The organism is uncultured Algibacter sp., assembly GCF_947487605.1.
Lineage (GTDB): Bacteria > Bacteroidota > Bacteroidia > Flavobacteriales > Flavobacteriaceae > Algibacter_D.
In genome coordinates this window covers 131,834-154,616 of record NZ_CANKXK010000010.1, presented here as the reverse complement: position 1 = coordinate 154,616, position 22,783 = coordinate 131,834, and the positions used below count along the sequence as shown (strand labels likewise).

Annotated in this window: 14 protein-coding genes; 2 read left to right on the top strand and 12 right to left on the bottom strand. The window is 33.6% G+C overall.

Going from position 1 to position 22,783, the window contains the following annotated elements:
- Positions 1-149: 149 nt before the first annotated feature.
- Positions 150-1,664, bottom strand: coding sequence for a T9SS type A sorting domain-containing protein (locus tag Q0739_RS12170; RefSeq protein WP_298239014.1), 1,515 nt, complete (start codon positions 1,662-1,664; stop codon positions 150-152).
- 431 nt (positions 1,665-2,095) lie between these two features.
- Here Q0739_RS12170 and Q0739_RS12165 point away from each other — a divergent pair, with 431 nt between their 5' ends.
- Positions 2,096-3,115 (top strand): LacI family DNA-binding transcriptional regulator, encoded by a 1,020-nt coding sequence (locus Q0739_RS12165; protein ID WP_298239013.1) that lies wholly within the window; start codon positions 2,096-2,098, stop codon positions 3,113-3,115.
- Between the two features lie 300 nt (positions 3,116-3,415).
- Here the strand turns inward: Q0739_RS12165 and Q0739_RS12160 are convergent, their stop codons facing one another.
- Entirely contained in the window at positions 3,416-5,620 is a 2,205-nt protein-coding gene (locus Q0739_RS12160; protein ID WP_298239012.1) for a T9SS type A sorting domain-containing protein, read from the bottom strand.
- Between the two features lie 311 nt (positions 5,621-5,931).
- Here Q0739_RS12160 and Q0739_RS12155 point away from each other — a divergent pair, with 311 nt between their 5' ends.
- Positions 5,932-7,773, top strand: a complete 1,842-nt coding sequence (locus Q0739_RS12155) for a T9SS type B sorting domain-containing protein (protein ID WP_298239011.1) — start codon at positions 5,932-5,934, stop codon at positions 7,771-7,773.
- 344 nt (positions 7,774-8,117) lie between these two features.
- Here the strand turns inward: Q0739_RS12155 and Q0739_RS12150 are convergent, their stop codons facing one another.
- From Q0739_RS12150 to Q0739_RS12105, 10 genes are all read right to left on the bottom strand, one after another.
- Entirely contained in the window at positions 8,118-8,555 is a 438-nt protein-coding gene (locus Q0739_RS12150) for a protein-disulfide reductase DsbD domain-containing protein (protein WP_298239010.1), read from the bottom strand.
- Between the two features lie 90 nt (positions 8,556-8,645).
- Positions 8,646-10,259: a hypothetical protein gene (locus tag Q0739_RS12145; protein WP_298239009.1), complete on the bottom strand. Its 1,614-nt coding sequence runs from the start codon at positions 10,257-10,259 to the stop codon at positions 8,646-8,648.
- A gap of 14 nt (positions 10,260-10,273) precedes the next feature.
- Positions 10,274-10,861 carry a hypothetical protein gene (locus tag Q0739_RS12140; RefSeq protein ID WP_298239008.1) on the bottom strand — a complete coding sequence of 196 codons (588 nt, stop codon included), beginning with the start codon at positions 10,859-10,861 and terminating at the stop codon, positions 10,274-10,276.
- Between the two features lie 75 nt (positions 10,862-10,936).
- Entirely contained in the window at positions 10,937-11,146 is a 210-nt protein-coding gene (locus Q0739_RS12135; protein WP_298239007.1) for a hypothetical protein, read from the bottom strand.
- A complete protein-coding gene (locus Q0739_RS12130) occupies positions 11,146-12,708 on the bottom strand; it encodes an arylsulfatase (RefSeq protein ID WP_298239006.1) in 1,563 nt (520 codons plus the stop codon). The genes Q0739_RS12135 and Q0739_RS12130 overlap by 1 nt, the downstream gene beginning before the upstream one ends.
- A 9-nt stretch (positions 12,709-12,717) precedes the next feature.
- Entirely contained in the window at positions 12,718-14,172 is a 1,455-nt protein-coding gene (locus Q0739_RS12125; RefSeq protein ID WP_298239005.1) for a sulfatase-like hydrolase/transferase, read from the bottom strand.
- An 82-nt stretch (positions 14,173-14,254) separates the two neighbouring features.
- The gene (locus Q0739_RS12120; protein WP_298239004.1) at positions 14,255-15,778 is read right to left on the bottom strand and encodes a sulfatase; all 1,524 of its coding nucleotides are present in this window, start codon (positions 15,776-15,778) and stop codon (positions 14,255-14,257) included.
- 43 nt (positions 15,779-15,821) lie between these two features.
- On the bottom strand, positions 15,822-18,260 hold the full coding sequence (locus Q0739_RS12115) for a hypothetical protein (protein ID WP_298239003.1): 2,439 nt from the start codon (positions 18,258-18,260) through the stop codon (positions 15,822-15,824).
- Positions 18,261-18,370: 110 nt separating this feature from the next.
- Positions 18,371-20,488 (bottom strand): cellulase N-terminal Ig-like domain-containing protein, encoded by a 2,118-nt coding sequence (locus tag Q0739_RS12110; RefSeq protein ID WP_298239002.1) that lies wholly within the window; start codon positions 20,486-20,488, stop codon positions 18,371-18,373.
- Positions 20,489-20,498: 10 nt separating this feature from the next.
- A complete protein-coding gene (locus Q0739_RS12105; protein WP_298239001.1) occupies positions 20,499-22,778 on the bottom strand; it encodes an FAD-dependent oxidoreductase in 2,280 nt (759 codons plus the stop codon).
- Positions 22,779-22,783: the final 5 nt, after the last annotated feature.

Sequence of the window (22,783 nt, the reverse complement as noted above, 5' to 3'; positions counted from 1 at the left end):
TTTGAAGTTAAGCATCTGTTAACCAAAGCACAAGAATGCCAATAGAATATTAAGGATATACTCCTTAATTTTGTGCTTATTTTGTGTTATAAAAACCATCTCTGAACAAAAAGAGATGGTTTTTAAACTTTTATTTTTTTATAAATTAATTACTTCTTTATAATTTTAACAGTTTGCGCATCATTAATTCTCATAAAATACATTCCTGACTGTAAATTAGAAATATTAACTTTATTGTTATTTAATGATGTGCTCACTTTTTTACCAACAACATTATAAACAGTTGCAGATGTTATTGGCACTAAACTTTTAATGGTTACATAATCTCCATTAGCGGGGTTAGGATAAACAGAGAAATTAGATAATTTATTATCTCCTACACTTAAAGGAGCAGATTCAAATACCTGAATTTCTGTTAACCTCACGAATCTATCAAAACCTGTAGTAACTGTAAGTCTAACTTGATTTGTTGTCACCTCTGAAAAAGACATGTAGTACGAACCATCATCATTACCAACTACATTCTCAATCTCTTGATACACGGCCCCATCCCAGTACTCCAAAACAAAATCAATTAACGGTCTTGAAAAATCTTCTGCTGTACTACTAGCCGCAGTATAAAATGCATATCTAGAAATATTAAAACTTCCTCCCAATGCAATTTCATATTGCACTTCATTACCAACACCATCAATATTAACCACTTGTCTATTAAGAGGATTTATTCCATCATATCTTAATTCGCCATCTGTTAAAATTGCGGGGTCGTTTGCACTACTACCAGCATGAGCAGCAGCACCTATTAGGGTCTCTGTAACCGTTTTTCCCGCTGCAATGTTAGTTTGAGTATTAGAAGAAAGCGCATAATCTCTTGTACCACTATCAAATGGACTAGTTGTTCTTAATATCATTCCCGTGGTAATAAAATCTGTACTAGCTACTGGTGATGTACCATCACTTTGAAAAACCTCAGCTAAAACACCTGGATTAAGCGTTAAACCAGCTAACAACTCAGAAGCCAACTCCCCTGGTGATAAATCAGAAATTGTATTACCTCCATTATCCAAAACACCATCTGTTGAAGAAATTATTTCTTCATCACCATCAAATCCAGAAACAACTTCTAATACCTGAATTTCAAAAATTCGAATAAATGACGCGTCGTTATGAGCAGTCCATGTAATCCTAATCTTATCTGCAGTTACTGCAGCAAAATTATGTGTAGAAATAAGATCTGTATTACCTGAAACGGTGTGCGCTAAAGCATAAGAAGAACCTCCATCGGAATACTCTATAGTAAAATCGGCACTAGCAGATGTGTTTTCAATAAATTTAACCGCATCAATAGACGCACTTCCTCCAGCAAATTCAATTTCTAAAGATACAGCTAGAGTACTTTGGTTAGCTCGAGTACCTCCATCAAATCTCCAAAGCCATCTATCATCATTTGTACCTAAAGGATCGCCATCAACAGCTCGTTCTCCTCTGTATTCATAACCTCCACCACTAACATATCCCGATTCCACCACTGTACCGGCATAAGACATAGCCGCATCAGTATCTGTAACAGTTACCGTTCCATTAAGAGCCACATTAGTTTGCGCAAAAGATACACTTAAGCCCAAACAAAATAAAAAAATAAAATTTAGTAATTTTTGTTTCATGATCATTTATTTTAGTTTAGTTAATCATTTAATTTTTATTGCTATAATAGCAATACTATATAGCGAAAGTATAAAAAATTTGGTATATTACCAAAATAATATCCTATTTTAACAGCAACTCGCACCAGAGTTACAGCACATTTATAATTTATAATGAACTTAACCTCAATAGAAAACACTATGTTTCAACAGTTTATAAATTTAATTTTACATTGCTATTATAGCAATATTATTCAAAACTATTTATAAAATAATTTATTTTGAAACCGTTAAATATAAAATATGTCAGAAAATATATAAACATACTTATTAAACCAATATTCTGTTAGAATCTTACACCATTTTTTTATGACTGTACTTAAGCACTATAGCAAAACTAAAATTTACTATATTTAGAGTAAGCATCTTCTCTCTCTCAAATTAACTAAACTATGTATCATATAACTATTAAAGATATTGCACGACAATTAAATGTTTCGGTCTCTACAGTTTCACGGGCTTTTAATAATAAGAGCGATATAAAAAAGGAAACGAAGGAATTAATTTTACATACTGCTAAAAAAATGGGGTATAAACCAAACCCTATTGCTAAAAAATTAATTGAAAGACGTTCATACAATATAGGTTTAGTTGTACCTGAATTTGTAAATCCTTTTTTTTCGCAAGTGTCTATTGGTGTTCAAGAAGTCTTAGCTAAAAAAGGGTATCAACTTTTAATTACACAGTCTAACGAATCTTACGAAACAGAACTTCTTAATGTTAAAAACCTAGAAAATAGCATGGTTGATGGCATTATCATGTCTTTAACACGAGAAACAGACAATACATTATATTATAAAGAATTAATACAGCAAGGGCTTCCAATAGTATTTTTTAATAGGGTTCCAGAAAAATTAAACGCTACCAAAGTTATATTTAACGATTACAAATGGGCTTTCTTTGCTACCGAGCATTTAATACAACAAGGCTGTAAAAACATTGTACATTTAAAAGGTATATCTGCATCGCAAACCATATCATCAGAAAGATCAAGAGGTTATAAAGATGCCATGAAAAAACACAAACTTTCTTTAAACCAAAACCAAATTATTTCAACGGGATTTACCATAAATGATGGTAAAAGAGTGGCAGAATTAATGATTAAAAACAATCAAATACCAGACGGTATATTTGCTATTAATGATGATGTCGCTATAGGTGCTATGACCGTTTTTAAAACACATGGTTATAAAATTCCTAAAGATATTGCCTTTGTTGGGTTTACCGAATCTAAAATAGCCCCTATTATGGAACCACCATTAACATCTGTAATACAACCAACTTGCGAGATAGGCATTGAAGTGGCTAAATTAATAATACACCAAATTGAAAACGAGAATAACTACACACCGCAAACTATTACCCTAAATGGACAGCTTAATATTAGAGCATCTTCTTTGAGAAATATTTGATTTTTTTTGCATTAAGAAATTAACCAAATTATAACACTAAAAATAGCCGTATAAAATACAAATAAAAACAATTCCAGTTTAACTGCTTTTATAAACTTATATATCTGCTGCATAAATTAGAATTAATATTATTTAACATGAATTCTATATATTAAAATATTGACCATCAAAATTTTAATGTAGAAAAAATGTCATACTTGTAAAGGTTAATTAATTAAAAAAGAGCTCTTAATATTTCTATTAAAAGCTCTTTTTTTATCCTATTAGTTCATCGAACTTTTAACTGCTACAATAAAAAAGTTATTGCTTAACAAACCTTTTAGTAGAAACACTATTATTGTTTCCATATATTTTTGAGATATAAACACCTCTTGCCAAAGCAGACACATTAATAGCATCGCTATTTTTTATTTCTAATACTTTTTTACCTAAAATAGAATAGACCTCAATTTTTGCAACAGCACTATTAGAAGTAGCTACATTCAAAATGTTTCTTACAGGGTTAGGAAATACCGAGAATTTAGAATTTGCTAAATCGTCTACTCCAGTAGTTTTTGCAGGAGCACCAAACACTTGAACCTCATGCAATCTAATAAATTGAGTATCGGCACTTGAAATAAATATGACTTTAACTTTGTTTGTTGTTACAGTTCCAGAAGTAAATGCCCCTGAAGAAGTAGCATCCGTATTCCCAGTTACCATTATTAAATCCATCCATGTTACCCCATCTCCGCTTAAATATTGAAATGTATAATCGGTAGTTTGGTCACCAGCTGGCTCATACAAAGCGTACGATTCAATATCAAAATCAGCACCTAAATCCATAACAAACTCAACAGGTAAACCATCACCGTTAGTCACATCATCAAATCTATACAACCAACGAGTTGAACTACTACTATCTCCATCGACAGCATTTGCTGGAATATTAGTTAGATGATGCGTATAAGAATTACTTCCTACTATTGTAACTGCAGAACCCTCTGCTACATTATAAATTGAACTCAATGCTATATCATAATCTTTAGGCGTTTCATTACATGCACTTACTCTAACAAACATATCGTTTGTTACTGGATCTCCTCCTACAGCTAAAGAATCATCAGCATCATTTAACACAACTGCAGTGTTACCTAACTCCAACTCTAAAGCTGCTATTAACTGGACAGCCGTTGTACCACTTGGTATATCAGTAATATCTGTAGCACCCAATATCCCTAATGAAGTAGAAATTATACCGACGTCTTCAGTAAATGGCGCATAGAGCTCAAGCTCGTGTACTCTTATAAACCTATTAGTACCACTTCCACCATTATCGTCAGGGTTGCCTGTTATAACAACTCTTACCTTAGTTGTGGTTACTGGATCAAAACAGGCAGAAGTCCTTACATCGGCTACATTAAATGTACCAGAAAAACTAGCTTGCTGTACCCAAGTTACACCATCGCCAGCTAAAGTCTCAAATGTATATTCAGACCCATCTTGTCTTTCAAACAACGTATAAGAGTCTATTTCTGTAGGGGTAACCAAATCAACTTCAAAAATAATAGGGTCTAATGCACTTATGGCATTAGCTCCAAAATTATATAACCATCTATCATCACCACTACCTTGCCTAACACCATCTGTTATACTTGATGGTTTGGTAGTGGAGTGGGCTAAAACTCCTGGGTTAGCTGTAGTGGGAATAATGGTAACAGTTTTTCCCAAGGCAACGTTAGTAGCGCTCGTACTTACCACAATGTCATAATCCTTTGGCGTTTCATTACATGCGCTTACTCTTATAAACATATCGTTTGCTACTGGAGTGCCTCCTAACACTTCAGAATCGTCGGCATCATTTAAAACAGTTGCAGTAACCCCTATATTTAGAGTTAAAGCAGCAATTAAATCGTTAGCAGATGTTCCTCCTGGTATAGCAGTAATATCGGAAGCACCAAGAACACCAATTGAAGTAGAAATGATATTCACATCTTCAGCAAATGGCGCAAAAACTTCAAGCTCGTGTACTCTGATAAACTTATTAGATCCCCCATTATTGGTATCAGGGTTACTCGTTATTACGACTCTTACCTTAGTAGTTGTAACTGCCATAAAACAGCCAGTACTTATAGCATTAGCGCCGCCAGCGCTACCTACAACAGTATTTTGAATATCCCAACTTGCACCATTCCATGTTTCAAAAGTATAAGACGATGCATCTTGCTTCTCTGTCAACCTATAAGAATCTATCTCAGTAGGAGCTCCAAAATCCACTTCAAATGCAATAGGATCCGATTCGCTAATTGGATAAGCTCCAAAATTATAAAGCCATCTATCGGCATTGGTATCACCAGTACTTCCATTTGTTATACCTTGTGGGTCTGTAGTTGAATGCATAAAAACTGTAGGGTTAGCAGTTGTAGGAACAATGGTAACTGTTTTTCCTAAAGCCACATTCGTTTGGGCAGAAGTCCCAATACTTATCGCAAATAAAAATGCGATACTGAGTAATAATTTTTTCATACTTAATTAGTTTTAGATTAGTTAATTATAGTTAGGATAAGTATACGAGAGATGGGAAGTAACATGTATATTTCTAGTTGTTAAAATTAGTTAACATTCTTCATGGTTATACCTGAGACAACAAAAACCCTTTTCGAGAACGTTACCGAAATCAATTTATTAATCGGTAACGTTCTCGGTTATCGACTAAGTGAAAATTATATCGTTTTATTACAGTACCGAAAATAAATTAACATATATTTTATAGATTTAGCAATTCCTAAATACGCATTTTTAACTCGTTAAAATACATACAACACTTTCTAAAATTCGTGATAAAGCTTTTTAAAATAGTACTTATTTTTATAATTTCCTCTTACACAAGTTTTGGGCAATCGGGATCGGCTTTAACATGTATAAATGCCGAACCTTTATGTGGATCAAGTGCTTTTACCTATAGGAATGTTTCAGGTACGTTTCGATTAGAACAGGGTCCAAATTATGGCTGCTTAGGTGTATCTTTAAACCCATCCTGGTTTTACCTTCAAATTGCAAAGGATGGAGATATTCAGCTTAAAATAGAGCAAAGCACCACACAAGGCGGATCTCCAAATTTAGATGTAGATTTTATTATTTACGGCCCTTTTAGTGACCCCAGAACACCATGTACCGCAAGCTTGGATGCTTCAAAAATTATTGATTGTAGTTGGGCTACCGATTTTGTAGAGTACATTGACATTGCCAATACACAGGCAGGCGAATATTATTTATTAATGATTACCAATTTTGGACGCCAACCAGGGTATATAAAAGTTACCCAAACACTTGGTAACGCAACAACCAATTGTGTTTTGGTTAAAGACCCCATAAAAATTGAAGCACATGGTTGTGAAGGCGATGCTATAAATTTAGATGCCACAACACCTCTTGGGGTTACTTACAAATGGTACGAAGATGATGGCAGTGGCACTCATACTTTTACTGAAATTAAAAACGTTACAACAAATACATACAACACAACAGACTCCAACACCTTTAAAGTTGATGTTTTTGATATTAACCATGTTTTAATAGAAAAATATGAGTTTACAACTAACTTTTATACGTCGCCAAATATCCCTTTAAATATTGAGGATTATACACTTTGTGATGATACTGATGGTGATGTTGATGGCATTACCAGCTTTGATTTAAGCTATATGGATAATATGCTTTTAAATGGACTAGATCCAAACCACTTTTCGGTGTCATACTACTCTACTTTGGCGGATGCCGAAACCGAAAATGTTATTAATAAACTCCCATTAGCATATACAAATAGTAAGGCTTACGAAGAGGTTATTTACGCACGTATTGAAAACACAACCACCAACCTAGTGAGCTGTTTCGATATAGGTGTATTTAAGCTTAAAGTGCTACTTCCTGCCGAAATAAAATTAGAAAACCAATACATGCTTTGTGCTAACACCAACGGCACTGAAACGATTATAACACCACCGTTAATAGATACTGGCTTACCTGCATCAGAATACAACTTTGTTTGGCGTCTTAATAATGTGGTTTTAAATGATGACACAGACGGATTTATTTTTCCCGAAGAAGATGGTAACTACGCGGTTGAAGCAACCCACAAAATAACGGGTTGTATAAGTTATGATAATACGTCAGTTGAATTAAGCTCACCACCCGAAATATTGGCGAAAGTAAAGTCGTTTGCTTTTATAGAAGAAAATAGTATTGAAGCAGAAGCTATTGGACTAGGTATTGCCGACTTTCAATTTAGTATCGATGATGGTATATGGCAAGATTCTGGCCTTTTTAGTAAGGTAACCTTTGGCGATCATCTTATTAAAGCTCGAGATAAAAATGGTTGTGGGTATTCTGAGGTCTTGGTTACTGTTATTGACTATCCGCAATACTTTACCCCTAATGGTGATGGCATTCATGATTATTGGAATATAATTGGTGTAGCTAATCAACCTTACGCAGAAATACGTATCTTCAACAGATACGGAAAACTCATTAAACAATTAAATCCAAACAGTAAAGGTTGGGACGGCACATTTAATGGCACGCCTTTACCTTCTGAAGATTATTGGTTTACAATTACCTATATTGAACCAAGAGACAACTCTACACGTACTTTTAAAGCACATTTTACGCTTAAAAGGTGATGCGTCCTTTTACTTTAAACCAAATACTGTATTCCTCAATAAATAGTTAACGTAATTTCTATATCTATTGTAACAACCTAGTTTTTTAGCTAAAACTAAAAAAAAAAACAAACCCGTTGTGTCACATCCGTCACTCTTTGTTGTATAACTATTATAACATAACCCGTTGTACATTTTGAGGAAAATTTGTCAATTTAAGTGAATTTTACTCATTTTTATGAGTGAAATTAGTATCGAGAATCCAATTTTCCATTTCAAAACCTGTTCTCGATACGATTTTCTGTTGAAAATCACTCGAACTGACAATTTAGTTTATAATTGAGAATACTCATGAGTTATTTGTTTTATATTTCGATTTCAAAATCATCGTATCCTTGCGTGCATCTTTGACTATCACAAGCCATAAATTCTATTTCTCCCGTTAGGGTAAATGGTTCTTTTATGTTACGCTTTATAGCTTGTTTAAAAACGGCTTTGTTTTCAAAATAGGTAACATCCATCTCAAAAACGGCTTCGTAAACGGTTTTTCCTTTTTCTTCTGAAGGTTTACCAACGAGCTTATAATTTGGATTCTCATTAAATACAAAAACAGTAGGTAAAGGTCCATTTTCTGGAACATTTTGAGAATATAAATGCCAATTATCATCAATAATAGCTGTGAAAATAATGTTGTACTCTTCTTCTGAAATTTTTTCTACAGCAGTATCCCATTTTACGGGCTCTAAAATTTGAGAAAAGCTTGTTGTGGTAAAGAGGAGTAAGAGGAGTGTTAGTTTTTTCATGTGTTTTTTACATTTATTTAGTACTAGTTTCTTTACAAGATTTAGAAGTATGTTTATCTATAGTTTTTGGTTGTTTTTTTAAGAAGTTGTTTATTTTACTACTGAAAATTTAAACTTATCACTCCCTAAAAGCCCTTTACCACTAACACCTTCTATTTCTCCAAAATATAGACTGTTAATATCTGAACAATAAAAAGTAATAGTGGCTTCTCCTTGCGCATTGGTTATAATATCTGGTTTCCAAAATAAACTTGTACGAGTGTCAAGAAAAGAAGCATCTTCTGTATTTTTATCATAAACAGGTTTATAAAATTCTTTTTTACCGTAATAGCCTTTTATTCTTGACCAATTGAGTTCTTTTAAAAGCTTTTCTATATCATTACCTCTATATTTTTTATAATACTTAGCTCTTTTGAACGTACCATCATCTAATTCAATGATGTATATATCTCCTTGCCTTAATGTAAATTGGCAATCCCTAATTCGATCCACAAAGTCATCCTCTGGCAAAAAACTTCTTAATACTTTAGAATATTTACTCCTTCCTTTTTTGGTTTTTACAGTAACCTCATCTAAAATATATTTTGCTTTAAAAACAAAAGGTTTCCGTTGTTTTACTGGTTTACTGTATTTTTTTATAGGGTAATAATTTATTAAATCTGTACGTTTTTTATTGATGCCGTTGAAATAATCTTCTCTTATTTTCATCATGAATTTCTTTTTATCTGTAAAAGGTGAGATATACAAATAATCACGCTCCACTAGCTTTAAATAATCCGATGCAATTGTAAACCTCCCCAATGAATCTGTCATCATCAAACCATATTCTTTAGTTTTGGTTTTTTTTTCTGTAAATTCAAAAGAAAATAGTTTTGCCATAGAATGTGCTTTTTTTATTTTTCTGTTTTTAGGTTTTAACACCCCTCTATAAGAATCAAAAACTACTAGTTTTAGGTTTTGAGATTCTCTTAAATTACTCTCCGTCCATTTGTATGCCCGCCAACCTTGGGTAAGTAATAATAAATTTAACGCCTCTTGTCTATTCGCATTTTTTTCATCAAAATAATACGATGGGTTGTAAAGCCTTCCTTTTAACTGACTTGTTAAATGATAATGACTTTCTATGGTTTTTGAGTCTTCATTATTTTTATACAAATGACCAAAAATACGTAAGCCTAAATGAGAAACTACAGGCACACCATTTTCATCGGTTGCTTTAATATGCAACTGTACTTTGTCTTTAGTATGATACTCACTTTTATCTAAATTTGCTTTAATATGAATCTTTTTATGAGCATTTACATATACCAAACGCTCTGCAATTGGTGTTAAATTTTCATCAAACAAGGTGACTTCTGCAATGCCTTGTGGTAAATCTTTTATTGGGATTTTTAATTGTAGTTCGTCTTTTATACGCCCACTAACCAAATAACCATCCCCTTTTATTTGTAATCTTAAATGAACTTTTTCTTCTTCAAACTCTTTACTCTGGTTGATTTTAAAAACAACATAGTCTGAATTTGTTTCTAAAAGCTGAAATACTTTTCCACTAGAATGTATTTCAGGTAAGGCATATTCTGTATGCGCTTCCCTGTTTTTTAATTTTATTTTATAGTTTTTATAAATATTGGGAGTAAATAAAAAACTCCCCATACCTGCGTGAGCGCTGGTAAAATCTAGCGTAGCTTTATCATCTTCATACAAAGTACCTACTATTTTTACAGGATAGCCTTTTTCATTAAACGCTTTAAACGCAAACGACTTTCGATTCCTGATACCAAATGACCTCCTTCTGGGAAAGTGACGAAATGAATAATACTATCTTGTTTTATTGCGTTTACTGTTTTCGTTTCCTTATCAATAATTTTTATCTTTTTAAGGGCATAAAAATCTTTTTGATTTTTAAAAAACGAATGCGAACTATAGGCTGTTAAACTGTAGTTTCCAATAGACAACGTATCACTTAAAAACAAATGTCCATCTACAAAACCATTTTCTATTTCATATTTCTCCTCCCAAACGGGTTTGTTATTTTTCTCTTCTATAAGTTGCACAAACAATATACTGCTTTTATTAGACGGGATAAGCATTTTATCATCTAATACAGAACCTTTAAACCAAACGTTTTCATCAGTAAAATAGACATCTTTATCGGTTTGCAAATAGACTACATCTGTAATATTATCACTTGACAATTCCTCTAACTCTTTTGTTAAGGCAGTCTCAACGCTTATATCTATTTGAGAATAAAGCGTGGTAGTTAAAAAGAAAAACAATAAAAATATGTTCTTGTAACTAAATGACATTATAATTGCATTTTTTGTTGTTTTATCATTTTATTTAATACTATTACTCAGTTTTATAATTTAGTAAATTCACCTCTATTTATTATTCTCAATAATCCCCTTTAAAAGTCTATCGAACGCATACATTTTATAATCATCATCAAAAACATCGCCATTTTTATCAATAATTTTTGGTTTGTCTTTTGTTGCGTAAGACGCAAAGGTTATAGCAAAAATAATGAAAGCGATAAAATGATTAGAAAGCAAACTATCTTTTTTGCCTATAAACACTGATAGGCGCGTCATTAAAACCTAGTCCCTTTCTTCTTAATCATTTCAATTTTAGATTGCATGTCTTCTACCAATTTTTCATTTTCTAAAGCTACATTTGTTGTTTCACTTACATCTTCCTTTAAATTATACAACTGTGGTTGTAAGCTACCTCCAGGTTCAATGCCTTTCTTTTTAATCCAACCAATACCAGATTCTAAAGATTTCTTTTTATTGGTGACTAAAGGTTGTATGTATTTCCATTCCCCTTTTCTTAAAGAAAACGTAAAAGATTCTTCTAACATTTCATCTCTTCCTTCTGCAGAATTACCTGTGATAACATCCAACATATTAAAACTATCTGGAGCTTCAATACTATCTAATTTATGGTCTATTAAATCTGCAAATGAAGCATACAAATCTACCTGAGACCACAATGCATTAGACGTTTTACTTTTTATAGTTTCAGGCCAATACACAATGGTTGGCATTCTTGTTCCTGCTTCAAAAGCACTATATTTCCCTCCTCTATACACTCCAGCTGGTTTGTGTGCTCCTAACTTTTCTACAGCTTCATCTTCGTACCCATCATTTAACACAGGACCGTTATCACTTGTAAATACTACGATTGTATTTTTATCCAACCCCAATTCTTCTAAATAATTTACCACCTCACCTGTGCACCAATCCATCTGTGCAATGGCATCTCCTCTTAATCCCATATCACTTTTTCCTAAAAAACGTTTATTTGGCGAACGAGGTACATGAATATCATGGTAGGCTAAGTATAGAAAAAAAGGTTGGTTTTTATTGGTATTGATAAATGCTTTTGATTTTTCTACTAATTTATCTGGAAACTCTTCATCTACCCACCAAGCACTTTTTCCACCAGACATATGCCCTATTCGACTAATGCCGTTTATAATGGTTTTATTATGTTGCGGGTCTGCTTTTTGTTTTCGAAATTCTGGGTTTTCGTAACCTGTAGGTACATCTCCAATTTTTTCTGTGTAACTAACACGCAATGGATCTTCTATGTTAAGTTTTACAACGTTTTGATTTTCTACATAAACTGTAGGTACTCTATCTCCAGTTGCAGGAATTAAAAAGCTATAATCAAAGCCCACTTGTTTTGGTCCTGGTGAAATTTCTTTATTCCAATCTACAGTTCCATTTCCTAACCCTAAATGCCATTTCCCAACTACGGCTGTTTTGTAGCCATTTTTTTGAAGCATTTTTGGCAATGTTGGCGTATTCACATCAATTAATAAAGGTGCATCTCCTGCCAATATTTGAGCATCATTTCTAAACGCATAGCTTCCTGTTAACAACGAATATCTGGAAGGTGTGCAGGTTGCTGCAGAGCAATGTGAATCAGTGAAATTAATCCCATTCTTAGCCAATTTATCTATATTGGGAGTAGCTACACCAATGGCTCCATTAACGCCAATATCTCCAAACCCTAAATCGTCAGCATAAATGATAACAATATTTGGTTTTTTACTATTTATAATTTGATTGCTCTCTTTTCTTACTTCTGATTTACAAGAAATAAAAAAAAAAGAAAATATCAATACTTGTAATAATTGCTTATACATAACTGTTCTTTACTTTTTATTCGACAAAACTTCTTTCATCTTTCCTGGATCGGAGTACAATACTTCTTTATTTTGCATCAAACGCTTGTGAATATGATGCGTTACATCCATCCACGAACGTTCTTCTACCCATAAGGGATCCATCATTTGTGATTCCCAATTTCTCAATTCGCCTTGTAATTGTTGAAATTCTTTAGAATGGGTGGTCTCCAAATTAGTTGTTTCTCCTAAATCTTCTTTTAAATTGTACAATGTTGCGCCATAATCCTGCAAACGCACCATTTTATAATTTCCAATTCTAGCCCCAGCTTCTTCTAACTTCCTCCAAAACAATTTATTGTGTGGGTTTCCTGTTTTTTCTCCTTTTAAATAGGGTAATAAATTAGCACCATCCAAAACCAAATCATCTGCTTTGGTAATATTTGCAGCTGCTAAAGAAGTGGTAAAAATATCTAAGGATGATGATAAGCCTTCAAATGTTTGTCCGCCTTTAATGGCTTTTGGCCAACTTACAACAAATGGCACACGATGTCCGCCTTCAAATTTATTCCCTTTCCATCCTTTTAAAGGACCTCCACTAGAACTATTATTTGCTGCACCTCCATTATCACTTAAAAAATAAATTAGTGTATTTTCTGCTAAACCTAAGTCTTTTAATTTTTGCTGTAGTTTTCCAACATTTTCATCCAAAGACCAAGTCATAGCTGCCAATTTTTGTCGTGGATGATTTTTATACTTTTCTAAATGTTCTTTTTTAGCGTGCATAGGTGTATGTACGGCATTGTATGCTAAATACATAAAAAACGGTTGATCTTTATTCTCTTCAATGTATTTTACAGATTGATCTCCCAAAACATCTGTCATATAACCTGTAAATTTTACACGTTCTCCATTGTGCTGTAGCATGGTATATTTTGAAGGATTTTTAAGCGAAAAATATGAACGACTTCCAGTTTCAAAACCATAAAACTCATCAAATCCTCTTTGGTTTGGATGATCCGTTTTATCTGCTCCTAAATGCCATTTTCCTAATGCCATGGTTTTGTAACCATTCGCCTTAAATACGTCTGCCATAGTTACCACATCATCAGAAAGACCAATATCTCCCGAATTCCCATACCCTGTACCATTGGCTTCAAAACCAAAACGTTGTTGGTATTTCCCTGTTATTAAACCTGCACGTGAAGGTGCACAAACCGTAGCACTTACATGCGCATCTGTTAGCACTACTCCACTTTGAGCAAGCTTATCAATATTAGGGGTTTCCAAATCTTTACACCCCATAAAACCAAAATCGGCATACCCTGCATCGTCAATAAGAATGACAATGACATTGGGTTGTTTTGAGGTATTTGACGGTTTTTCCTCGGCTGTATTTTTACAAGATGTTGCTAAAAACAAAGTAAAAATAAGCATACTAAGAAAACTAATTTGATTTCTTTTTGTTTTAAATATTACATTCATTTGATAGTATTTAATTTGATTGATAAACTATATTTACGCTTGATTTTTTCTCAAGACCTTTTGCCTGAAAGGTCTTTAATATTTAATTAACAATAACATCCTTTTTATTCCAGTTTGGATTCTCCTCCAACTTACGGTCATAATTTTCAGATACCCAAGTTAATAACATTTTTTTTAATTTCTCTGTCATTTCTGGTTCTGATACTGCAATATCATTGTTTTCACCTAAATCTATTTTTAAATTGTAGAGTTGAAACGCACCCGTTTCTAAATCGTGAATCAGTTTATAATCTCCTAAACGAATAGCACTTGCAGGGTTTCCGCCTTGATTTCCATAATGTGGATAATGCCAATAAATTGCACGATTTTCATCTGCTTTAGCGCCTTCTATAAAAGGTTTTAAATTGATCCCGTCAATCGTTTTATCCATTTTATCTTCTCCTGAATAAGCCAATACTGTTGGATAAATATCAACACCAGAAACGGGCATATCCGTTACAGTTCCGTTTTTAGAATTTGGTGGTTTTATGGTGAAAGGCACACGAATTCCGCCTTCATTCATCCAACCTTTTCCTTTTGCAAATGGCAAGTTTGAAGTTGGCGACCCTTCTGCAGTTGTTAGCCCTCCGTTGTCTGATACAAACACAATCAGCGTATTATCATATTGATTGGTTTCTTTTAAATAGTTTATCAACTTTCCAACATTATCATCCAACGATTTTATCATCGCTGCAAACTTAGGGTGCCCTTGTTTTATACGTTCTCTAAAACGTTTTGGGTTATTTCCTGTAGCCGTTTGCATCCAAGGTTGTGCTGGTAAAAATTCATCTTCTTTTTTAATGCCTTCTTTTTTACGTTTTTCTTTATAAATATTAATATCTGCTTCTTTGGCTTGAAAAGGGCCGTGAACCAAATAATAAGACAAACATAAAAATACAGGTTGCTCTCCTTTATTGGCTTTAAAAGCAGAAATAGCTTCGTCAGTCAATCTATCTGGTAAATATTCGCCTTCAGGACCATCGGTTAATCTTGGGTTTCCGTAAGGTGAGAAATACCCCTTAATGCCCTTTCCAGAATTTGGTCGTCCCATAGCCCAACCACCAATATTCAAATCATACCCGTGGTTTTCTGGCCAATATTCTTCTTCATCTCCCAAATGCCACTTTCCTGCAAAAATGGTTTTATACCCTTTTGTTTTTAAAGCTTCTGCAATGGTTTTTTCGGTGAGTTTTAATTCAAATTCAGTATCGGGTACTATCCATCTATCATTTACTGTAGTCCCTTGGAATGCTTTTCTTCCCTTTATCCAATCAGTTACCCCAGTAGCTACAGGATATTTCCCTGTTTGAAAACTTGCTCTTGATGGTGAACACACAGGGCAATTGGCATAACCACTGGTATATTTTACACCATCATTGGTTAATTTATCTATGTTGGGTGTATCGTAAAAACTGCTTCCAAAAGCGCCGATATCTGTATAGCCTAAATCGTCTGCTATGATAAATACGATGTTAGGCTTTTTTGGTTTTTCATCCTCTGTTTTCGCACAAGCTATAAGCAAAAAGGCACTTAAAATGATTATTGGTATCCTGTTTACAATTTTCATAATTTATTTGATGATTGATTTATATTTTTATTAATTGATTATGTTACTCCACTATATATGAGCCATTAACAACAACAGGAATCCCTGAAGTTGTCATACCCTCTAAAGTTATATTTACCTTTGTTTTAACGGCGCTATTAAAATAAGACACTTCGGCAATACCATTTTCATTGGGGTGTACATAAGGTCTCCAATACAATGTATTTCTCACATCTGCTAAAGTTTTATCTATAGTTTCTGGTTTATCATAATTAGGCGAATAGAATACCCGTGTTTCTTGATAACCATGAATTTTTGCTCCCACTGAATGTGTACTTTTGGATTTTCTGTTAAGTCCACCTGTTTTTGTATAAATAAGAATAGCTCCATTATCGCCCCGTGAACCTAAAATAGAAGCTCCTGACGTTTTAATAGATTCTATTTTTCTAACATCTTCTGGTGCTATAAACTCTAATTCTGATTGAGACATTTCCATCCCATCTAGTAAAATTAATGCAGGCCCACTATTTCTATTAAAACTCACATTACCATTGCGAACATTTACTCCTGGAATATTGAACGAAATAAGCTGGTATATGGTTGAAAAATTTGGTCCATCATCAGGCACTATAAACGTGTGATCTGCTGTTCCGAATATACTCTCATCGTCTTGTTTCTTAGCTTTACCCGTTACCACAACCTCATCTAATACATTTTCTATAGGCACATTAAAAGACATATTATTTCTGTAAATTACATCACCTATTGCTTTGCGTTTTTCTTGCAATGGTCTATATAACTTGCTCCCTCTAAAATTCGCAACTATTGGATCTCTATATAAAGAGTCTAAAGTAATCTGACCCTTATCTTTACCTTTTTCATCTTTTGTATTTATCATCATCATTGATGTCCCTTTAAAATACAAATCATTAAAAAGGAAATTCCCGCTTACATTTGTTGTATCTTTTAGTTCAATAAAATTATTGTTTTTATTTAATAAAACACTAATGCTTCTATTCGGTCTAGCTTTTGCTGAAAGTAGGCTTGTTACTCTTCCTGAAATTTTTAATCCTTTTTCTAACCTAAAATAGGTTTTCTCTTTTTTCTCTGGTAAAGCCTTCCATATAAAATCTCTCCAACCTTGGGTAAGTAATAATAAATCCAAATGATAAAGTCGCCCTTTGTTGGCTTTATTAAAATAATAAGCTGGTTCAAATACGTCGCCTTTAATATCTGATTGTAAAAGGTAATAAGCACAAATATTGGTATTGCTTGATTTTAGAATGGTATTACCATCTGTAGATGATAGGGAAAAGCTTCCATCAATAGGAATTCCTTCCTTAGTTTTTGCTGACACTGTTAGATTTACTTTTTCTTTTGTGGAATAATGTGTTTTATCTGGTGTGATAGATACTTCTATACCATTATCTTTTTCTATAAAAAGTAAACGTTCGCTTTGAGGCCTATTTAAATCATCATATAAGGTGATTCTACAAATCCCCTCTGGCATGTTATCTATTGGCAATGTTAACGTTGTGGTTACATTTTCAATGGGTATATCGCCTTGAAAATAGGTTACACCTCGTGTTGAAGCTACCAAGGACACTATTTTTCTTTCTTGCTTAGAATGCGTTGCTTCATTAGTTTTAATACTTATATAATGCTTTCCTTTCCTACTAGTTATATTTAGAGTATAGCCTTCTTCCTGAACTTTGGGAAACTTTATATTTAACATTTCTTCTTCATATCCTGTTAATTTCACATTATAAGTTTGATTTGCTTCAGGTGTAAACGAAAATTTTCCCATACCAACATGTTGACTTTTAAACATGCTTATAAAATCACCATTAGCATCATACACTTCTCCAGATACGTCAATAGGATTCCCTTTATTATCAACTGCTTTAAAAGCAACCACACTTAGAACATTTTCAATTAAAGCACCTCCTTCTGGGAAAAACTGGATATCTATAGTTGAATTCTTTTTAGATGTATGTTTTGAGTTTTTAGGTTTTCCATTTGCTACATTTTCATCCGATTCTGAAGTTTTATTTTTTATCAAATCAATAATTTCTATGTTTTTTGTAAACACAAACGGTTTATCAAAATTACGCATCCAATTCGTGTATGCCCGTAATTGATAAGTGCCTGATTTCACACCTATAGAATCTGTAAGTTTAAAATCGCCATGTCCGATACCTTTTTCCAACCTTGTGATATTACGTGCAATTATTTTAGAATCTGGTGCTATCAATTCTACATACAAGGTTTTACTATAATCAAAAAGCACATTGGTGTACCCATAAACAGAATACGCTTTATACCAAATAGATTCTCCTAAGGCATAGTAATCTCTATCCGTATGCAGATATACTTTTTCTAAATCTGGGATTTCTACTGATGAGGTAGTATTATCAGATGTTTTCTGAGCAAAAGTTGATACAAATGTCAGAAAAAAAAGGGCAAACCCTAAACAAGGGGTTTTAAAATAGGAATGCTTCAAATTTGTGATGGATTTTATTTGTTGATGATTATTTTGCTAATTGATTGATTTTTTAAATTACTAATCCAAATCTTACAAGGTCAAAAAGAGACCTTGTAAGACATAAAACTTTATTGCTTTAACAATTTCGAAGATTTTACTCCTTCAAATAAATTCAAATAAGCGATGGTTAAATTCCATCCAGCATTATATGCCGTCCAACCTTCTCCATGTCTTGGACTACCTTTAGGATTAAATGGATACATTTCTGAGCCTGGGAGCGAACTTAAAGATCCTCGTGTAATTTCCAATCTGGCACAAATATCTTTACGCTTGTCTGGAAAAGGCCACGCGACATCCACCCCTTCAAATCCTAAATCTGGATGATTGATACTACTTGCATTCTGCGGATTTCTTCCCATAAAATTATCATAATGCGCATAAGCTAATTCTACCAAACGGTCTTTGAGTTCTCCATCTTCTAAGGTTAAAGCTACAGATAACCCACAAGCTGGAAATGCAATAATATTACCTGCTTCGTTATAGCCTGGTAAGGTATAATTCTCTTCATCAAATTTTCTGAAATCCCACATATTATGAGATAATGACACTGCTTTTTCTGCCCAATCTACTAACTTTTGTTGCAAACCTTTTGGTGCCAATTCTGGATAATAATATTGAAAATGTGCCAGACCTTGAATGGTTTTATGTTCGCTCATACGTTGTCCTTTTGTAAATTTGGGGTTGTTCCAATCTACATTATCCAACATCCATTGTGTTTGGTCTTGCGCCGCTTTTAAATAAGTTTCTGCATTGGCTAAGTTTTCACGTTTTGCAACTTCATACATCAATAAATTCGGCATAATAGAGTGTCCTGGTGCGTGACGCCCTTTTGGGTTTCCTATTTTGGTGATGACTTTGAATAACCCTGATTTCCCCCACCATTTTACTGTTGAGTCTAAAACTTGGTTGTAAAATTCTTTACCAATGTATTTTTTATAGGCTGGATATCCGTATAAAAAATAGGCAAATTGCTCTATGGTTTGAGGGTGCAATTGTTTGCCTAAGGGGTCGCCTGATGGGTCTGCTGAATATGGATTCATCAAATTCCAACCGACTCCAAATCTTATACTTTGTATCAAATCTGGTGTGTTGTTGCATTTTAATCTTGGCAAATCCGTATAATAGCCCTTTGCTTCAAACATAGGATCATCATCTTTATAATCTTTGATGTGTTTGAAATCTTTGGAAGTTATCTTCGTTTTTTCCTTTTCCCAACTCATCGTCACAGGCATTTTATCAAATACTTTGGGATTCGATAAATATAGCATCACCATAGAAGGCACTTCGTGTGTATAATAGGTGCCATCTCTCCAAGCAGTTCCTCCATAAGCCGAAGGATGTGTTCCCATAATACTTCTAGCATCATTAAAAAAATCGACTGAAGGTTGGTACGCCATTTTTTGTAACAAATGTTCTCCAATTTCAAAAGGGTAGGATGTTGCTTTACCCAAACCATCACCTTCTAATTGAATAACGTATTCTTTTCCTTTAGAATCCTTTGGATTGAAATCTGAGAAATATCCTTTTCTATCCTTCAATTTGCCTTTATAAACTTCTTTTTCTGAAGATTTTTCTATGATTGAAAATGGCAAATCTGTTTTGGCTGTAGGTACTGTAAATCCTTTTGATGCTCCTAAATTATACCCAACTTGATTGACACAAATCCAATGTTTTTTTGCTACAAAAGGTTCTGGTACTTTCTCTTCAACTTGATAAGGAATAGCTGGCACGTTTTCTCCCCAAACTTGCCATTCTACCAAACCAAAAGTTACGGGGTTGGATGTAACAATTCTTATAGCACTCATAGAAATAGGTTGATTAAACACAATGGCTTTTCTACTACTAAAATTATCGATGATTACTGCTTCTGGAATATCAACCCACTCTTTGCCTAAAGTATATTGTAAAGCAAAATCTCTAATTGGTAAAATCCCTTTGGCATCCATATAAAGATGCACTCCTCCTATTTTAAACTCGGCAGTTAAGTCCATACTTACTGTATAAACTTTCCTTTTAGGGTTGATTCTAACAGAACCTGTGGATAAATTTCCGTCGTTTAATTTTTGAAGGTTTTTCTTTTTTGTGGTTGTTTTTATCGATTTTCCTTCGGCGTAATTCACATAGGTTTGTGCGTTTTGTGAAATGACACTAATAATGCTGATTAAAAAAAATGTTATAATTTTCATTCCTATAAAATTATCTTATCTGAATTTCAAAAACCGAAACAGGAATATGCGTCACTTTTGATTCCATTTTAATATATATTTTTTTTGTTTTGATAGGCATATCAAACTGATGTTGTACAATGGTTTGATGATTATTTATTACAGAAAAAAGCAGGGTTTCATCTTCATCAAAAACTTGGATATGTTCAACACAAAACGGCATTCTCGCTTCTGGATGCCCCATTAATGAAGATTCCATAGGATGGTCATAATCGGTATCTAAAAATAATTTTATTTCATTTATGGTTTGTGTTTCATCCCAACTTAATATCAATTCTGGCGTTTTGTCTTCTTTTGTAGCAGCCCAAGCATTGGCTTTTAAATAGGGACGCACAAAACCATTAGTCAAATTTTCTGTACCAAAATCAGTAATTTCAGGGGTTATTTTAAACGCTAAGTTTTCACCTTTTGGTCTTCGTAAAGGAATCCAAAATTCAAAAGCATCCAACCCAGAATTTTCTGGAGGTGATTGTTTTCCTATATTATTTACGGCTTTATTTTCACTATTGAATACCGATAAAATTCCCGTTACGCGTTCTTCTGAAATTTGATACGATACATTTTCATTTCTTAAAATTGCAATAAACGCATATTGGTCTTGGTCTAAAACTGCATCAAACACAAATGATATATTTTGCTCTCCTTTACTTAACTGAATATTTTGATGTTCTATAATCGTATCTGGTGTATAATAGCCTGTTCGTTCGGAAGTTCTTAATTGTACTGTAATTGATGTATCACATTCCGCTAAAAATTGAAATATATATTCATACTTTGTGTCCGCTTTCAATGGCAATAATTGGGCAATACCATTCGTGAGTTTTTGCCAAATACCGCTTGGTTTCAATGCTTTTAACTTGAATACACTCGAAGCTTCTATAGTTGCAGTATTTGCCAAATTGAACTGCTGATTAATGGAGGTTTCTGGGATGCTTTGTCCATTAATATTTAGAGTTTGTTGCAATTCTTTTATTTCTTTGTTTTGGATTAAATCTGCTGGTAACACCTTATTTTTAATACATTGAGCTGCTCCGTAACCTATAGCTTGTCCATAATGTGCTGTAGTTGCCATTACACGTGTAGAACCAAAAGCTACGTGGGTTGCACTCATAATTCGTCCTCCTAAAAACAGGTTATCAATATTCTTACTTATCAAACTTCGTAAAGGGATTTGATATATGCCTTTAGAATGGTATTGCGTACACCCAGGGCGACTATCGTAAACACCATCTGCTGGATGTAAATCTACTGCCCAACCTCCAAAAGCTATGGCGTCTTCAAACTTTTTTTGCTCCACAATATCTTGTTGCTTCATCATATATAAACCTTCGAAACGTCTGCTTTCTCGTTTTCCAGGAATGGTTCCTACCCATTCTAAAGTTAAGTTTTCTGCTTCGGGAAAACTTCCTGAATTCTTGATATAATCCCACACACCATATACCACTTTCCACAATTCCCATTTAATCTCTTCAGAATCGTGAATGGTATCTTTTCTTCCTCCATATTCTAACCACCAAAGTCGGCAACCACTATCGTTATAACCTATGTTTTTATAACGTGGTATTTTGGTAATGTCTTTTAAAGCAAACTCTGGTGCAACAAAATCAACTGGTTTTCCTGTGTCTTTACTGTAAAAGTAAATGGTATGTCCTAAAAGTTCTCCATAAGAAATGTCTGGTGCAAACAACTCTCCAAACTCCTCCTTAGATTCTGCACCTATTCTAAAGGCAGCCCCAGCTTGAAATCCAACAATACCATCGCCAGAAGCATCACAAAACAAAGCTGCTTTTAAATGATACATCGTGGAATTTTGACTACAAAATGCATTGACTTGTCTTATCGTTGTTGCATTGGATTTTAATACTTCAAAAACCGAGGTATTTAACAACAAAGTTATATTGGTTTCATTAGTTACTTTTTCAAGTAGAATGGTATCGAAAATAATGGTATTTCCTTCTTTGTTTCTAAAGGTATTTTCTACTAAAACCTCATCGATAATTCCTCCTTCTCTGGCCCATCTATTGTTATTTCCCATATGAGATGTTGCACCCAATACCCACAAGCGTACTTCACTGGATGCATTACCACCAAGTACAGGACGGTCTTGTACCAAAGTAACCTTAATACCTGCTCGTGCTGCTGCTATGGCTGTACATACTCCTGCCATTCCTCCTCCAACAACTATTAAGTCTGAAGTGGTAGAAATGGTTTTATTATCTCTTGTTGTTTCTTTAAAAGCTTGTTTTATCATATGAA

What these genes read in the sequence shown, in the direction of transcription:
- Q0739_RS12135 (WP_298239007.1), bottom strand. Translation starts at nt 11,146, where the DNA reads ATGACGCGCCTATCAGTGTTTATAGGCAAAAAAGATAGTTTGCTTTCT.
- Q0739_RS12140 (WP_298239008.1), bottom strand. Translation starts at nt 10,861, where the DNA reads ATGTCATTTAGTTACAAGAACATATTTTTATTGTTTTTCTTTTTAACT.
- Q0739_RS12110 (WP_298239002.1), bottom strand. Translation starts at nt 20,488, where the DNA reads ATGAAAATTATAACATTTTTTTTAATCAGCATTATTAGTGTCATTTCA.
- Q0739_RS12120 (WP_298239004.1), bottom strand. Translation starts at nt 15,778, where the DNA reads ATGAAAATTGTAAACAGGATACCAATAATCATTTTAAGTGCCTTTTTG.
- Q0739_RS12125 (WP_298239005.1), bottom strand. Translation starts at nt 14,172, where the DNA reads ATGAATGTAATATTTAAAACAAAAAGAAATCAAATTAGTTTTCTTAGT.
- Q0739_RS12150 (WP_298239010.1), bottom strand. Translation starts at nt 8,555, where the DNA reads ATGAAAAAACTAACACTCCTCTTACTCCTCTTTACCACAACAAGCTTT.
- Q0739_RS12160 (WP_298239012.1), bottom strand. Translation starts at nt 5,620, where the DNA reads ATGAAAAAATTATTACTCAGTATCGCATTTTTATTTGCGATAAGTATT.
- Q0739_RS12165 (WP_298239013.1), top strand. Translation starts at nt 2,096, where the DNA reads ATGTATCATATAACTATTAAAGATATTGCACGACAATTAAATGTTTCG.
- Q0739_RS12105 (WP_298239001.1), bottom strand. Translation starts at nt 22,778, where the DNA reads ATGATAAAACAAGCTTTTAAAGAAACAACAAGAGATAATAAAACCATT.
- Q0739_RS12130 (WP_298239006.1), bottom strand. Translation starts at nt 12,708, where the DNA reads ATGTATAAGCAATTATTACAAGTATTGATATTTTCTTTTTTTTTTATT.
- Q0739_RS12170 (WP_298239014.1), bottom strand. Translation starts at nt 1,664, where the DNA reads ATGAAACAAAAATTACTAAATTTTATTTTTTTATTTTGTTTGGGCTTA.